The sequence below is a fragment of the Pseudomonas sp. NPDC090208 genome (assembly GCF_044746785.1).
Taxonomy (GTDB): domain Bacteria; phylum Pseudomonadota; class Gammaproteobacteria; order Pseudomonadales; family Pseudomonadaceae; genus Aquipseudomonas.
Map to the genome: position 1 here is coordinate 333,599 of NZ_JBIVCU010000002.1, position 13,358 is coordinate 346,956.

Annotated in this window: 14 protein-coding genes, 1 tRNA gene and 1 pseudogene; 5 read left to right on the plus strand and 11 right to left on the minus strand. The window is 58.8% G+C overall.

From position 1 onward, the window contains the following. Nucleotides 1–64: 64 nt before the first annotated feature. Nucleotides 65–964, minus strand: a complete 900-nt coding sequence (locus ACIPL0_RS04565; RefSeq protein ID WP_400593087.1) for a DMT family transporter — start codon at nucleotides 962–964, stop codon at nucleotides 65–67. 251 nt (nucleotides 965–1,215) lie between these two features. Here ACIPL0_RS04565 and ACIPL0_RS04570 point away from each other — a divergent pair, with 251 nt between their 5' ends. Then, the gene (locus ACIPL0_RS04570) at nucleotides 1,216–1,446 is read left to right on the plus strand and encodes a hypothetical protein (protein WP_400593084.1); all 231 of its coding nucleotides are present in this window, start codon (nucleotides 1,216–1,218) and stop codon (nucleotides 1,444–1,446) included. A 102-nt stretch (nucleotides 1,447–1,548) separates the two neighbouring features. On the opposite strand, the gene ACIPL0_RS04575 is transcribed toward ACIPL0_RS04570, so the two are convergent. After that, nucleotides 1,549–2,580, minus strand: coding sequence for a DUF4917 family protein (locus tag ACIPL0_RS04575; protein WP_400593081.1), 1,032 nt, complete (start codon nucleotides 2,578–2,580; stop codon nucleotides 1,549–1,551). Between the two features lie 184 nt (nucleotides 2,581–2,764). On the opposite strand from ACIPL0_RS04575, the gene ACIPL0_RS04580 reads away from it, so the two are divergent. Together ACIPL0_RS04580 and ACIPL0_RS04585 are read left to right on the plus strand one after the other, a co-directional pair. Next, on the plus strand, nucleotides 2,765–2,992 hold the full coding sequence (locus ACIPL0_RS04580; protein ID WP_400593978.1) for a hypothetical protein: 228 nt from the start codon (nucleotides 2,765–2,767) through the stop codon (nucleotides 2,990–2,992). Nucleotides 2,993–3,086: 94 nt separating this feature from the next. Next, nucleotides 3,087–3,263 (plus strand): annotated as a pseudogene (locus tag ACIPL0_RS04585) (SPOR domain-containing protein); the annotation flags it as partial. A 145-nt stretch (nucleotides 3,264–3,408) separates the two neighbouring features. On the opposite strand, the gene ACIPL0_RS04590 reads toward ACIPL0_RS04585, so the two are convergent. Together ACIPL0_RS04590 and ACIPL0_RS04595 are read right to left on the minus strand one after the other, a co-directional pair. Next, nucleotides 3,409–3,705, minus strand: a complete 297-nt coding sequence (locus tag ACIPL0_RS04590; protein ID WP_400593078.1) for an XRE family transcriptional regulator — start codon at nucleotides 3,703–3,705, stop codon at nucleotides 3,409–3,411. Beyond that, nucleotides 3,702–4,058: a type II toxin-antitoxin system RelE/ParE family toxin gene (locus tag ACIPL0_RS04595; RefSeq protein WP_400593075.1), complete on the minus strand. Its 357-nt coding sequence runs from the start codon at nucleotides 4,056–4,058 to the stop codon at nucleotides 3,702–3,704. The genes ACIPL0_RS04590 and ACIPL0_RS04595 overlap by 4 nt, the downstream gene beginning before the upstream one ends. 270 nt (nucleotides 4,059–4,328) lie before the next feature. Between ACIPL0_RS04595 and ACIPL0_RS04600 the strand changes: the two genes are divergently transcribed. Continuing rightward, the gene (locus ACIPL0_RS04600) at nucleotides 4,329–6,620 is read left to right on the plus strand and encodes a TonB-dependent receptor (protein WP_400593072.1); all 2,292 of its coding nucleotides are present in this window, start codon (nucleotides 4,329–4,331) and stop codon (nucleotides 6,618–6,620) included. A 136-nt stretch (nucleotides 6,621–6,756) separates the two neighbouring features. Next, entirely contained in the window at nucleotides 6,757–7,650 is an 894-nt protein-coding gene (locus ACIPL0_RS04605) for a LysR family transcriptional regulator (protein ID WP_400593069.1), read from the plus strand. Nucleotide 7,651: 1 nt separating this feature from the next. Here ACIPL0_RS04605 and ACIPL0_RS04610 read toward each other — a convergent pair whose 3' ends face one another. The 7 genes from ACIPL0_RS04610 to ACIPL0_RS04640 form a co-directional block, all read right to left on the minus strand. After that, nucleotides 7,652–8,890, minus strand: a complete 1,239-nt coding sequence (locus ACIPL0_RS04610) for a YbfB/YjiJ family MFS transporter (protein ID WP_400731309.1) — start codon at nucleotides 8,888–8,890, stop codon at nucleotides 7,652–7,654. Nucleotides 8,891–9,110: 220 nt separating this feature from the next. Then, entirely contained in the window at nucleotides 9,111–9,341 is a 231-nt protein-coding gene (locus ACIPL0_RS04615; protein ID WP_400593063.1) for a DUF6429 family protein, read from the minus strand. 61 nt (nucleotides 9,342–9,402) lie between these two features. Continuing rightward, nucleotides 9,403–9,591 carry a DUF3606 domain-containing protein gene (locus ACIPL0_RS04620; RefSeq protein WP_400731311.1) on the minus strand — a complete coding sequence of 63 codons (189 nt, stop codon included), beginning with the start codon at nucleotides 9,589–9,591 and terminating at the stop codon, nucleotides 9,403–9,405. A gap of 9 nt (nucleotides 9,592–9,600) precedes the next feature. Next, on the minus strand, nucleotides 9,601–10,776 hold the full coding sequence (locus ACIPL0_RS04625; protein WP_400593057.1) for a restriction endonuclease: 1,176 nt from the start codon (nucleotides 10,774–10,776) through the stop codon (nucleotides 9,601–9,603). A gap of 365 nt (nucleotides 10,777–11,141) precedes the next feature. Then, nucleotides 11,142–11,215: transfer RNA gene (locus ACIPL0_RS04630), tRNA-Gly, on the minus strand. A 178-nt stretch (nucleotides 11,216–11,393) separates the two neighbouring features. Next, on the minus strand, nucleotides 11,394–12,278 hold the full coding sequence (locus ACIPL0_RS04635; RefSeq protein WP_400593054.1) for an alpha/beta fold hydrolase: 885 nt from the start codon (nucleotides 12,276–12,278) through the stop codon (nucleotides 11,394–11,396). A 311-nt stretch (nucleotides 12,279–12,589) separates the two neighbouring features. Then, nucleotides 12,590–13,282, minus strand: a complete 693-nt coding sequence (locus ACIPL0_RS04640; protein ID WP_400731313.1) for a pseudouridine synthase — start codon at nucleotides 13,280–13,282, stop codon at nucleotides 12,590–12,592. Nucleotides 13,283–13,358 lie beyond the last annotated feature (76 nt).

Here is a 13,358-nt window from a genome sequence, read left to right on the forward strand (position 1 = left end):
AACTCCGCTTGCTCGCCTGTTTTTTCCTTGCCTGACTATCGCTCGCCGACTTTTCATACCAACCCTAAACCCGAGTCGCCACCACTGGCTTGGGCGCAATGACGGCGGTCTTGCGCCCGATGGCCAGGGTCACCACTACGCCGGCAGCGAAGATCCAGGTGACCGGGTCGATATGCTCACCGAAGAACAGCGCCGAGAAGGCCATGGTGAAGAACAGCTGCACCAGTTGGATCTGACTGACCCGCGCGATGCCGCCCATGGCCAGCCCGGCGTACCAGGCGAAAAAGCCGATGAACTGCGAAAACAGCGACACATAGCCGAAGGCCCACCAGGTGCCGACGGAGACTGGCCCCTGATGCTGGAAAGCCAGATAGCCGACCGGAATGATCAGCACCGGAATCGAGATCACCAGCGCCCAGCAGATCACCTGCCAGCCGCCCATCTGTTTGGCCAGGCGCCCGCCTTCGGCATAACCCAGCCCGCCAATCGCCACCGCACCGACCATCAGCAAATCGCCGGCCTGCAGATTGCCCGCGCCGCTGATCAGTGCGTAACCGAGCACCAGCACACTGCCCATCGCTGCGCAGCCCCAGAAGGCTTTCGACGGGCGTTCATGGGACAGCCATGCCGCGTAGATCGCCACCAGCAATGGCTGCAAACCGTTGACCAGTGCGCCGTGGGACGCCGGCAGGGTTTTCATGGCCCAGGCCGAGAGCACCGGAAAGCCGATGATCACGCCCAGCGCGACCACCATCAGCGCCTTGAACTGTTCACGGGTCGGCCACTTCTCGCGTCGCCACAAAAGCAGCGCTGCCGCCGGAACCGCCGCGACCAGGGCGCGGCCCAAGCCGTTGAGCAGAGGATGGATTTCCTGCACGACAATGCGGGTCATGGGCAGGGTCAGGCTGAAGATCACCACGCCGATCAGGCCAAGGACCATGCCGGTGTTTTCACGGGAGGACATGCTGGGTGTGCCTTGTTGTTATGAATGAAAAGAAGGCATTCATTCAGCCACAGATTGCCCCGCACGCCCCTGAACAGCTACCGACAGAATCATCCGTACACTTGCTGGCCGAGGGCGGAAATGCCGTTTCAGCGGATTTTCATGCCGAAGTATTTCATCGGACAAATGTTGGTGCAGAACTTGAATGCCATCTTGTTGCAACAGTTTGAAGGTCAAATTGTCGCCATCGAAATTCAGCGGGGTGAGCAGTCATGTCAGTCATCGGGAAGTGGGCGTTGCAAGGTGTCGTGTTGGTTCTGTTCGCATGGATGGCGACGGTCGTGGCGCAGTGGTCGTCAAAGGTTGTCAATTCGACGAGCAGCGACCGCCTGGCTGTCCTGAGCAGTGTGCACTTGCCAAGCGGCTCGATGGCTGCAGGCGTCGGCAAGAAGGCACAGACCGAAGCGGTCGCCGTCGGCGCATTGTCAGAAAGTAACGAATAAGAGACACACCGCTGGGAAGTTTCGAAGCGGCGGTGTACCGAGAATGAAAAACCGGACCCATGGGGTCCGGTTTTTTTTACCCGAAGATGGGGAGTGCGATCCTCAACTCTGCGGCCCCAGCCCCTCTTTCAGGCGCGCCACCGGTACTGCCAGATCCGCTGCGCCCAGTGGATGACTGGTGGCGTCGAAGAAGGTCAGCTCGATGTCTTGCCCTTCGAACAGCGCGCTGTAGTGGCGCTTCTGGTGCTGGATGAACGCTTCACTGCGCGGATAGACCGAAATCGCCAGCCGTTTCGGCCGGGCTTCGATGATGGCCTGAACGATATGCCGGTCCTGCTTGCCCAGCGCGTGGCCGAAGATGCACAGGGCGTCGTCGTGTTGCGCCAGTTGGCTGTGGCAGAACGACAGGTAGTCCGAGCCGCGGATGATCTTCATCTTGTCGTCGCTGCGGCCTTCGCAAACGAACAGCGGCACGTCGTCCAGCGCGTTGACGGCGAAGCTGCCGAGCAGGGTGCTTTCCGAAGACAGCAGCTTGCGCGCGGTGCCGTCGAAGTTTTTCACCAGGTGCATGCCGCCGTGCAAATAGAGGATGCGTGTGGCCTGGCTGCGGGTGCGCTGTAGATCGAACACCGCGTCTTCGTCGAACAGGTCATCGAAGGCTTGTCCGCCATGCATCACCGCCCAGTAGGCGAGCAGGTCGTAATTGGTCGAATAGACCGTCGTGTACTGGCTCAACGCCTGGCTGATCCGGGCGATGGTGGCCGGTTCCATCAAGCGCCAGGGGATGTGCGCCGAACGCACGCCGTGGATCAGCGCTTCCTTGATCGCGAAGTAACGATTGCGCGGCGACGACGAGCTGATGGTCAGCGCCGCGTTGACGCGCATGGCGACTTTCAGGCCGCTGAGCACCGGCTCGAAATTCTCGGTTTCCATGGACTTGAACAGGGCCAGCTCGGTCGGGCTCAGCGGCTTGTTGCGGGTGGTCTGCGCCAGATCGAACAGCGAGTCGTAGGCGAAGTTTTTCCACACCGCCAGACTGGCGCCGTTGCCCATCAACAGGCCGGAGCAGGGGTGAGTGGCCTGCAGCGCGTTCCAGTCGGCGAGCCCTGCGTCAAAATCGGTGAATTCCATCATCTCGCTTCGTTTCAGGTGAGGGTGGCTGACCGTGAAGCCAGAACGGAGTGGACTTATAGGAACCCGGTCCGGCGTTGTCAACGTCAGCGGGCCTTGATCGACCGTCCGGCAGAAACTTCGAACGGTCGTGCGGGCACTGTTTCTAAACGTTGAACCTTCCTTGTGGCTCAGTCGTGAGGTGATCATGAAGACCCAGCCTGTGAATTCCACTGCTGCGCAAAGCCCCGGCCCGAATCCGAACCCGATGGCCAGCGGTCGCGGTGACGACGATCAGCGGCAGGCCGAAGAGTTCGAACGGATCGAGGGCGGCGAGGAAGACAAACGCAAAACGCCACCGCCGCAGACCTGGAAGCATCCGGACGATGGCAAAAGCCTGTCGGAAAAGGACGAAGAAATCCCCCTCAAACCGTGACCGCCATCGGTCGTGCGGCCACAGGTGGGCGTGCGACCGGGTGTAAGGTGCTTGAGGCAAACCACAACACTCTCTGAACGAGAGGGAGGTGACCATGCATACGGCGATGCTCAGCAAAACCCATTTCAACGGCTACGACGTGATCAACGTCAACAACGGCCCATGGCGAGTCTGCACCCACCACGACCGACTCGGTTCGTTCGGCACCCGCGAGGAGGCCATGGCGTTCGCGGCATCGTTGCCTGCCTATAAAGAGCGGACAGCGATGGCGATGAACGAACAACCGGTGATGAAAAAAGAAGCGACGGCAAAAAAGGCCAAGGCCAAGGGGAAGGACAAGACCAGGCATTGAGGGGGGTTGGGTTTTGAATGAAAGCCTCGTTGCAATCGGGGCTTTCATTTATAGCCAGTTATCCCTAAGCCGCGTTGACCTCTGGAACCAGGCGAATTTCCACCCGTTGTCCCAATGCCCGCGCAGCGCTGGCCAGCGTTGCCAGAGTCATTCCCGCGTCATTTTGATCAAGCGCCCTGTCCACGGCCGTTCTGCTGGTGTGCATACGGTCAGCCAGCGCTTTTTTGCTTACTTGCTGGGCCTTCATGAGTTCGGCCAATTGCCAGGCAATGACTCTCTTGAGAGCGGCCGCTGATACTTCTTCTGCCAAGCCCTGTTCGCCTAAGAAGTCGTCGAAGTCGGAGCCTATGTGCTTGTTCATTCGTTCACCTGCAGCTGAGCTCTGCGTTGTTTGGCGATTTTCAGGTCGTGGGCGGGCAGTTTCCGGGATTTTTTTATGAATCCGTGGAGCAGCACAATCGAAGCGCCTGATATGGAAAAGATCACTCTCGCAATTGTGTCGCCAAGGTGCGTCCGGATCCCCCACAACCCTCGTTCGAGCTTGCGTACAGTGGGCATGCCTAGCGGCCATCCAAGCTGTACGGTTTTGATATCTGTCCCTATCTCGCGCCTGGCGGATTTAGGTAGCTGGGCCAGCCATTCACGGACCGGCTCGGCACCTGTGTCTGTTGAAAAGAAGCGGACCTGCAATATCGGAGAATCATCAGATGGCATGAAGTGTACCAAAAAAGGTGCAGTTTCCCAGTCCGTGGGGCCATGCCGAAGCTTGATACCGCTCTAGCCTCGGGCGGAGCGAGGCTAATGCAATGAATCGCTGTTTTCAGAAAAGCTCGATTTCCGAATGTGACGGTTCAAATGTAATGGAATGTGTCACAACCCGATCCCACGCAGGACCATTACAAATCCCTGAAAAGGCGACAAAAGGCGGTTGATAGAATTTCGCTGCTGTTAATGCGATTTATTCTCTTCTTTGAAGGCCGACCGATGTCCTCCCCAACCAGACTGAATCTTCAGCGCGGCGCCAGCCTGTCGCTTGCTTCCTCTCGTCCTCAAACGCTGGCGCCTCTGATGGGCCTGGCGACGTTCATGGCTTTTCCGGTGTCGAGCTGGGCGGCGGGGCAGGCCGATGCGCCGGCCGCGAGTTCCGATCTGACGTTGCCTGCGACCAGCATCGACAGTCAGACCGACGCGCCGTACAACACCGAAAAACTCAGTTCATCCAAATCCACCGAGCCGCTGCTGGACACGCCGCAGAGTGTCACCGTGGTGTCCTCGCAACTGCTCAAGGAGCAGAACGCGCAAAGCCTCAAGGACGCGCTGCGCAACGTGCCGGGTATCACCTTCAACTCCGGTGAAGGCGGTGGTGGGGTGGGGGACAGTCTGACCATTCGCGGTTTCAACGCCGACGGCAACATCTACCGCGACGGCGTGCGCGATCCGGCCAAGTATTCGCGCAATGACTTCTTCAACACCGAGTCGGTGGAAGTGCTCAAGGGCTCCAGCTCTGCAGGCTGGGGCGTGGGCGCCACTGGCGGCGCAGTGAACCTGGTGACCAAGGCACCGGTGCTGGACGACTTCAACCACGTCAGCGCTGGCGTGGGCACGGCGAACTATCGCCGCAGCACGCTGGACGTCAACCACACCCTGGACGGTCTGGGCGAAGGCGCCGCGTTCCGCCTGAACATCATGGGCAACAAGTCCGGCGTCGATGGGCGTGACTGGGTCGAAGACGAGCGTTATGGCTTCGCACCGTCGCTGGCGCTGGGCCTGGGCACCGACACGCGGTTCACCATCGCCTACGAATACATCCACGACAACAGCAACCCGGATTACGGCATTCCCACGGTCAACGGCACCAATGGCAGCCACCCGAGCCGGGCCGGTGGCGCGAGCTACAGCAGCTACTGGGGCTGGCGCAACCTGAACTACGAAGACAACGAATCCCATCGTCTGAACATGAAGTTCGCCCACGACTTCAACGATGCGCTGAGCGTGGACACGCAGTTCACCTACTTCCATCTGAATCACGATTACTTCATCACCACACCCGGTGGCGACACCACTGCCGGTGCGCCGGGGATTCAGGCCGGCAACGGTATCTTCCGTCGCAACGTCAACACGCCGGCTCGCGCGCAGACCAACGAAACCTTCAGCAACCAGACCAACCTGACCTGGAAGGTCGACACCTTCGGCATCGGTCATACCCTGGTCGGTGGTTTCGATCTGAGCAAACAGACCCTGGACTCGAAGACCGGCGCGCTGACCAACGCCGATCGCACAACCATGGGCAGCCTGCCGGTGTCCAGCAACGACTGGTCGAAGTACCCGTTCAGCGCTAACACCTATTACTCGGCCAAGCAATCGGTGGAGCAGACCGACAAGGCGTTCTACCTGCTCGACACGCTGAAGTTCAACGACAACTGGCAACTGCATCTGGCCGTACGTCAGGACCACTTCGACACCCGCGTGACCGACAACGAAAGCCGCACCAGCCCGACCGCCGCGTTCACCGACCTGGGCAATTCCGACCAGTCGGAAAAACTCACCAGCGTCCACACCGCGCTGGTCTACAAACCGGTGCACAACGGCAGCTTCTATATCAGCTATGCCAACGCCAAACAGCCTTCGGGTGTGCTGGCGGTGGCGCAGACTGGCAGCATCGCGTCGACCAAGGGTGACCGCGGCAAGACCTATGAGCTGGGCACCAAGTGGGAGCTGTACGATGGCGCGCTGGAACTGACCGGCGACGTGTTCGAAACCAAGCGTCAGCTGACCTTCATCGATGACGATGAAGGCACGGCGTTCACTGGCGGCGAAGAGCGCGTGCGCGGTCTGGAGCTGTCCGGCACCGGCAACATCACCCGCAACTGGTCGGTGTATGGCGGTTACATCCATGAGAACAGCAAACTGATCAAGGGCTACAACGGTTCCGAGCAGGGCCTGGAACTGGCCAACACCCCGCAGAATGCGCTCAACCTGTGGACCACCTACAAACTGCCGATGGATTTCTCGGTCAGCTACGGCGTGCGCTATGTCGACGAAGTGAAAATCTATCGCGGCCAGGGCGCGGTGCTGACCAAGAACGGGCAGACCACCGTGCCGGACTATGTAGTGCATGACGCCATGGTCAGCTGGCAGGCGACGCCGGATCTGGACGTGCGGATGAACGTCAACAACCTGTTCGACAAGCACTACTGGTCGCAATACAACGGTCGCGGCTACGGCGTGCCGGGTGCCGGTCGAGGCCTGATGCTGAGCGCCGACTACTCGTTCTGAGTTCGTTGAAACCGGTTGCCGAGGTGGTTGATCGGCAACCCGTGCAGTTGGCTTGTCATCTGCCGCAGTGGTCACTAATCTCGAAAAAGAACGACATGCCTGTCATGTTCTTTGTTTTCGAGATAACAGGTGACCTGTGGACGTTATCGATCTGAAAGTCGTCGAGGCAGTGGCCCGCCACGGCAGCATGAACAAGGCCGCCAGCGAGCTGAACACCGTGCAGTCCAATGTGTCTGCGCGGATTCGTACGCTGGAAGAGGAACTGGGTGTCACCCTCTTCCAGCGCAGTGCAAAAGGCGTGCAGGTGACCCCGGCCGGACGCCGGGTGCTGCCTTACGCGGCACGGCTGGCGAAGTTGCTGGCCGATGCCGCTGCCGCCGCCCGTGACGACGGCCAGCCCAGTGGCGTGCTGGAAATCGGTACCCTGGAAACCACCCTGGCCTTGCGCCTGCCATTGCTCATCGCCCGCTTCGCCAAAGCCTGGCCGGACGTGCGTCCGCTGGTGCGCACCGGCACCACTCAAAGCCTGATTCAGGACGTCGTCGACTGTAAGCTCGAAGGCGCGTTCGTCGCCGGTCCTGTCAGCCATCCCGATCTGCACAGCGAAACCATGTTCCGTGAGGAACTGGTGCTGGTCACCTCACGTGCCGTGCGCACGCTGGAGACAGTGCGCGCCATCAGCCATCTGAAAACCGTGGTCTTTCGCGTCGGCTGCTCTTATCGGCAACGCCTCGATGCACTGCTGGCGAGTCAGGGAATCGTGGCGCCAGAGCCACTGGAGTTCGGCTCCATCGAGGCGATCATTGCCTGCGTGAGTGCCGGCGTCGGCATCACCCTGTTGCCGCGCGGCGTGGTGGCAGCGGCCTGGCAGGAAGGGCGGGTCGCCGTGCATGAAATACCACCCGCGTTCGCCCAGGTGGAAACCGTGTTCGTGCGCCGTCTCGATGGTCATTTCTCCAGCGCCCTGGCGAGTTTTCTCGCCAGTGTTGATGGGGAAGGCGAAGTGCGAATGCTCAGGCAACCGGCGTGATTCAGGCGTCTGCGGTTTCGGTCCGGGAGTAACGAGCCGCCAGCAGGTCGATCAGCAGTGCCAACGCAATTGCTACAGTGCCGAGGATAAACAGCAGCGCGTAGCTGCCACCGCTCCAGGAAAACAGATACGAGAAGCCATATGCGGCCACCGCCTGAAACAGCGCGAACGCCACCGTTGCGGTCCGCCAGGCGGCGTTCTGCTGCGCCGGATGATGAGCGAGCAGTTCATGCACTCGGCCCAACACCAGCGGCACCGTGCCGGTGACGAACGCGCCGACAATCACGCTGGACGCGATCAGCCAAGGCGTGCCGAGACCCAGCGCCGGAATGATCACGGCCACCCCTTCAAGAATGAACGCCAGACGCAGCGCCAGCGCAAAACCGACGCGGTCGGCCAGCAGTCCCGCCAGCAAGGGGCCAAGGGTGGCGCCGATCCCGAACAGCACCCAGTACTGCGCGCCGACCTCAAGCCCCTGACCCAAGCCATGAGCAACGAAGGCCACCAGAAAAATCATGTGCGGCACCCAGCCAGCGGCGTTCAACGCGTACTCGATGTACAGCGCCTTGAGCGTGGTGTTTTTCGTCTGGCTCGGAAGCTGTGCCGTGTGGGCCGGCTTGTTGTCCTGCGGCGGCCAGCCCTTCCAGGCAATCGCAGTGAACAGCAACGAAATGATCCCCAGCCCCAGCCAGGTGGTCTGCAAACCCTGGCGCAGCAGCAACGGCACCAGCGTGCCTGACGCGGCAACGCCAACGCCGACGCCCATGAAAATGATCCCGCCCGAAAGCCCGCGCTTCGACGCCGGCACATGGGCCAGCACGGCCGGCGCCGCCAGCACCATCAACGCGCCGCCGGCTATGCCCGACAACAGCCGCCAGACAAAGAACCACAGATAGGACAGAGGAACGGCGCAGGCGATGAAGGCCACGCTGGCCAGCAGCATCATCAGCCGCAGGGTAAGGGTTGTGGATGATTTCTCCGCCATCATCCTTCCGCTCAGCGCGCCGAGCAGATACCCGGCCAGATTCGCTGCCCCAAGATAAGCTGCTTTCGATGCGTCGAACCAATGCGCATCCACCAGCGCTGGCAGCAGCGGGGTATAAGCAAACCGCGCCAGCCCGATCCCGACCAGACTCGCCGAAAACCCGGACACGATCCCCCACCTGGCATCGTGTGGCCGCCCTTGGGACGTGGTGTTGATAACCGATGCGCGTACCTTTTCCATCTTCGCCGCCTGCACTCTTCAGATAGGGCCCACCGTACGCGCGTGGGTGATATCTGTAGAAGCGAAAAGATTTGATGGGTGGTATCTGTGAAAAAGCTAACTAACCACTGTGGGAGCGAATTCATTCGCGACTCGGTGCGTCAGGCGACAGAGTGTTGTTGGCTGGATAACTGATTCGCGAATGAATTCGCTCCCACGGGGAGATCACGGTCGAATAGGGATAACGCGGTGCCTGTCATCGCTTTTTCGTAAACATCCGCTCGGCAAGCTGTCGACCTCGCTCCAGCCCTTCCTCCGTCAGCCAGACGGATTTGTTTCTGTTTACCGGATTGTCAATAAAACCTTGTTGATGCAATCGGTTCATGACCTCGAAATCAAACCCTTTCCAGGTCATGCCGTTGTCGGAGCTGAAGGCCGTCAGCAAGGCAAGCACAGCTTCTTCTATCAGGGTGTCGTCGTACTCCATGATCGCTGCCTCGCTTTTGTTCAAGTAGAGCGGCGGAAGGAGAGCTTTCTGCCGCTCTGGTTTATTTACCTAAGTGCTTCTTGACGGCAGAAGTCTGCACGCCTGCGGCCGCGACCGCTTGCTTGAGTTTCTCCTTTGAGACGCCAAAGTGGCTTGACCAGTAGGACAGCTCCCAATCTTCATGGACATTAATTTTCGTCGCATCAGCCTGGCCTGGGCAATGAATCCCGAATGACCGGTACACAGCCACTCAGAGCAATTAGGCGATCTCTCTTTCTTCTACTTCCGCCTGGAACACCTCGATGAGCTTTTGATTGTAGTCGTCCAGATAGCTCTGGAGACCTGCCCGGTCGATGAGCCTTACTCCGGCTGTGGCAGCCAGTTCTTTGGCTGACTTCGTGTAGTACGAATTAGTGACGACCATGGCTTCGTCACAGCCATAGAACGCCTTTGCCGAGATCGCCTGCTGTACAGCAGCGTTACCTACCGAGCCTGTGTAGTTTTTCGCTTGAATGACCATGTTTTTACCGAACCGACTCACGAATAGGTCAGCACCCTGATCCGCGGTCTTCTTGGTTTCTTTCACGTCGAAGCCAATGGTCCGGAAAATCTCAACCAGGAACGCTTCGAATTGAAAGCCATCCATCGCATCGACCAAGTACATCGTGATGAAACGGTTCGGATTGAAATATTCGAGCTGGCTGCCTAAGCGCTCGACCAAGATGTCGAAGTAGATGCTCTCGCACAGACTCAGGCCGTTACGGAACACTGGTAGAAGCATCAAAGAAGTGCCAGCAGTGGCGTTCGCCTGAGGATTGAACTGAATACCTGGGTATGAAATGTCATTTTCCCAGAGGTAGTAGTAAAAGAGCGCCAGATCAGATCTGAAAGTCGTTCCTGCTTCGTCGATCCAGGAGCGAAGGGTCTCAGTCAGGTCGGGTTTGATATGCCGACTGAGCTCGCGGGAAAAACCCATGTAGGTCGAATTGAAAGCGGTTGTCAGCAGTAACTTGTCGAGTAAGGACGGCAGGCCCTCAAGCTCATCGAAGCCTTTACGAATCAATACCTCTCTGAATAGCTCGCGCTCCGTGTACACACCCTCAAGCCTTGGGCCAGGTACGCCGACGTCGCTGGCACCTGAGGCCGTTTCACGGGTGGTGTGGATGAAGTTTGTGAAGTAGGGCTGCCTGAGCTGCGAATACTTTCTCAGAACATTGTTGAGCAGATCATTCAGCTGAGCCTGTTCCTTCTTCTTGCCCAGAAAATCCTTGATGAGCCCTTTGGACTGGTACTGGAAATCTGGGTAGAAAGACGGGTCGAGCGGTGTCAGGTGCTGGGCGCGTATCTCTACCGACGGCGATATCTGAGAGTTATTGCACCAAGGGCAGGCGGTTTCGAATGTGGTTCGGCTGCATCCGTTGCATTGATAAATCATGGGTATCCGTCTGAACTGGATAGTGAGGTCGTAAAGCTTCCAGAGGCTGTTCACAACAGCTTTGGAGGCTCATTTCATGACCCATAACGATAGCTCAATGCCATCTCCGGAATACAGATGAAAATGTCGTGATATCGGGCTGGGCGATCTACTTGGACGCGCGTTTTCTTCACAAGAATCTGCGATTTTCTACCGTCGCCAGCGGCGGGACGCTGGAGAGGTGACAGGCGAATTTGTGATTATGAAATGGGCGTTAAGGATATGGCGGGCTTGTTCTATTGATGTACAGCTGTCCGATTTTAAGGAAGTGGACACCTTAACGGACACCAAGCTTGGGAGAGATAAGCTGAGAAGCTTGAAGGAATTGGAGCGGGTGAAGGGAATCGAACCCTCGTTATCAGCTTGGGAAGCTGGAGTAATGCCATTATACGACACCCGCTTTTGACGCTTTGAGCGGCTGACTTTGTATCAGATGCAAGCGCTGAAATGAAGCGCTAATTGCCGTACAGCGTAAATCGGCAGGGCCTGGGCGCGGTTACGGCGCGGTTCGGGATTCATTCGCCAACGGTGTGAGGGTGGGTGCTGGCGAATGAATCCGTTCCGTTTGACCGGCATGGTCAGATTGCAATTGCATGGTTCGTGTGTGCCTGTCGGTAGCGTGTTCGACTCGGTTCAGGGGCCGGTGTGAGGAAGTTCAGCAGTGCATTCTGCGACTCCAGGCAGGCGGCCTTGTGTTCCATGTCGAGGAAATGCCCGGCGCTCTTGATGGTGGTGAAGTGGCAATCGCGGACGTGGTGCTTGAACAACCTGGCGTCGTCGGCCGAGGTGTATTCATCCCATTCGCCGTTCATGAACAGCACCGGCACGTTGATGCGCTTGGCGGCCTTGAGTTGTTTGGGTGTGGTGTCCTCCAGCACGTGGTTGATGTGGTGGTGCATCTGCGCGTATTCGTGCAGATCTAGGGAGCTGACGTGTTTGTAGTTGAAGCGCTTGAACAGCGACGGCAGGTGTTTGCCGATGGTGCTGTTGATCAGGGTGCCGACTTCGAAACGGTCGAACGCACCGAGATGACGCTGGCCGCGATGCAGGTAATCGCGCATCGGGTCGTTGATCACCGGCGAGAACGAACTGATCACGGCCTTCTCGATCCGCTTGGGTCGATGAGCCAGGGCCACCAGCGCTGCGGCGCCACCCCACGAGAACGACATGATGTGTTCGGCGTTGAAGTGGTCGATCAGCTCCAGCAGGATCTGCCCTTCGATTTCCTTGGTCAGCGGTCTTTCATGGACGTTGTGGGGTTTGGATTTGCCCGCATACGGCTGGTCATAGAGCACCACGTTGAACTGCGGGTGCAGGTTGCGGACGGTCTGGGCGAAAGATGCAGTAGTGGCCAGTGAGCCGTTGACCATGATGATGGTCTTTTCTGCGGCATCTGCGCGATAGAACTCCGTGTAAACCCGAAACTGGCCCTGTATATCAAGCACAGCGATTTCTGGCCTCATATCCATGTCTCCTGACGAAAAAACAGGTGTGCGCGCAACCACGTTGCACGAGTTTCGTGACAGGTAGGCATTTGCCTTGAAAAGGGGCCCATGTCGGTCCGGAACAGTCTGTCCGACAGGTATTGTTATTGGCGGGCGGTTTGCCGAACGTGGCGTCTTGAGGCGCTCGTGACGACAAAAGGTTTCTTAGAATACGTTGGTGACTCATCGGTCACATGTGGACCGACGATTGGATTCAAGCAGGCGATGCCGGAACCCGCAAGTGCCGTTCGTGAATTGATTTGCGCAAACCGCCGGGCGGTCGAAAGACGTCAGATCAGTTCTATCTCGTCGGCTCGCAACGCCCGGTACTGGCCCGGCGCAAGCTCTGGATCAAGGCTTAGCGGGCCCATGCTTTCGCGATGCAGGGCCACGACCTTGTTGTCGAAGAAACCGAACATGCGTTTGACCTGATGGTATCGGCCTTCGACGATGCTCAGCCGGGCGCGGTGGCTACCGAGCAAAATCAGACGAGCGGGCAGGGTGGTGAGGTCTTCAAAGGCGAAGTAGAAGCCTTCGGCGAACTTTTCGACGTAATGCTCGCCGATGACCTGCTCGGTTTCCACGTAGTAGACCTTGGGCAGCTTGGTGGTCGGCTGGGTCAGGCGGCGTGACCACTGGCCGTCGTTGGTGATCAGCATCAGCCCCGAGGTGTTGAAATCCAGGCGGCCGGCGATGTGCAGGTCGTCCTTGTCCGGCTCGTCCAGCAGGTCGAGCACGGTGGGATGCTGCGGATCGTGGGTGGCGCTGACGCAGCCGGGCGGCTTGTGCAGCATGAAATAGCGCGCGGGCTTGCCGATCTGAAGCACGTCATCGTCGACCATGACCTGGCTGAAGATACGCACTTCGTGCAGCGGGTCTTTGGTCACGATCCCATCGACCCTGACCCGCCCGGCCAGCAGCGCCAGACGCACGTCCTTGCGGCTGAAGCGGGGCAGGTTGCTGAGGAAACGGTCGAGGCGCATGGGGCGTTGCTGGATGCTTGAGGGAGCCGCATGATACGCCGATTGGCATCAAAGGTCGCGGTCTTGCAGTGTCTGT

What these genes read in the sequence shown, in the direction of transcription:
- ACIPL0_RS04615 (WP_400593063.1), bottom strand. Translation starts at nt 9,341, where the DNA reads ATGGAGTACGACGACACCCTGATAGAAGAAGCTGTGCTTGCCTTGCTG.
- ACIPL0_RS04600 (WP_400593072.1), top strand. Translation starts at nt 4,329, where the DNA reads ATGTCCTCCCCAACCAGACTGAATCTTCAGCGCGGCGCCAGCCTGTCG.
- ACIPL0_RS04565 (WP_400593087.1), bottom strand. Translation starts at nt 964, where the DNA reads ATGTCCTCCCGTGAAAACACCGGCATGGTCCTTGGCCTGATCGGCGTG.
- ACIPL0_RS04575 (WP_400593081.1), bottom strand. Translation starts at nt 2,580, where the DNA reads ATGATGGAATTCACCGATTTTGACGCAGGGCTCGCCGACTGGAACGCG.
- ACIPL0_RS04635 (WP_400593054.1), bottom strand. Translation starts at nt 12,278, where the DNA reads ATGAGGCCAGAAATCGCTGTGCTTGATATACAGGGCCAGTTTCGGGTT.
- ACIPL0_RS04570 (WP_400593084.1), top strand. Translation starts at nt 1,216, where the DNA reads ATGTCAGTCATCGGGAAGTGGGCGTTGCAAGGTGTCGTGTTGGTTCTG.
- ACIPL0_RS04595 (WP_400593075.1), bottom strand. Translation starts at nt 4,058, where the DNA reads ATGCCATCTGATGATTCTCCGATATTGCAGGTCCGCTTCTTTTCAACA.
- ACIPL0_RS04590 (WP_400593078.1), bottom strand. Translation starts at nt 3,705, where the DNA reads ATGAACAAGCACATAGGCTCCGACTTCGACGACTTCTTAGGCGAACAG.
- ACIPL0_RS04580 (WP_400593978.1), top strand. Translation starts at nt 2,765, where the DNA reads ATGAAGACCCAGCCTGTGAATTCCACTGCTGCGCAAAGCCCCGGCCCG.
- ACIPL0_RS04625 (WP_400593057.1), bottom strand. Translation starts at nt 10,776, where the DNA reads ATGATTTATCAATGCAACGGATGCAGCCGAACCACATTCGAAACCGCC.
- ACIPL0_RS04640 (WP_400731313.1), bottom strand. Translation starts at nt 13,282, where the DNA reads ATGCGCCTCGACCGTTTCCTCAGCAACCTGCCCCGCTTCAGCCGCAAG.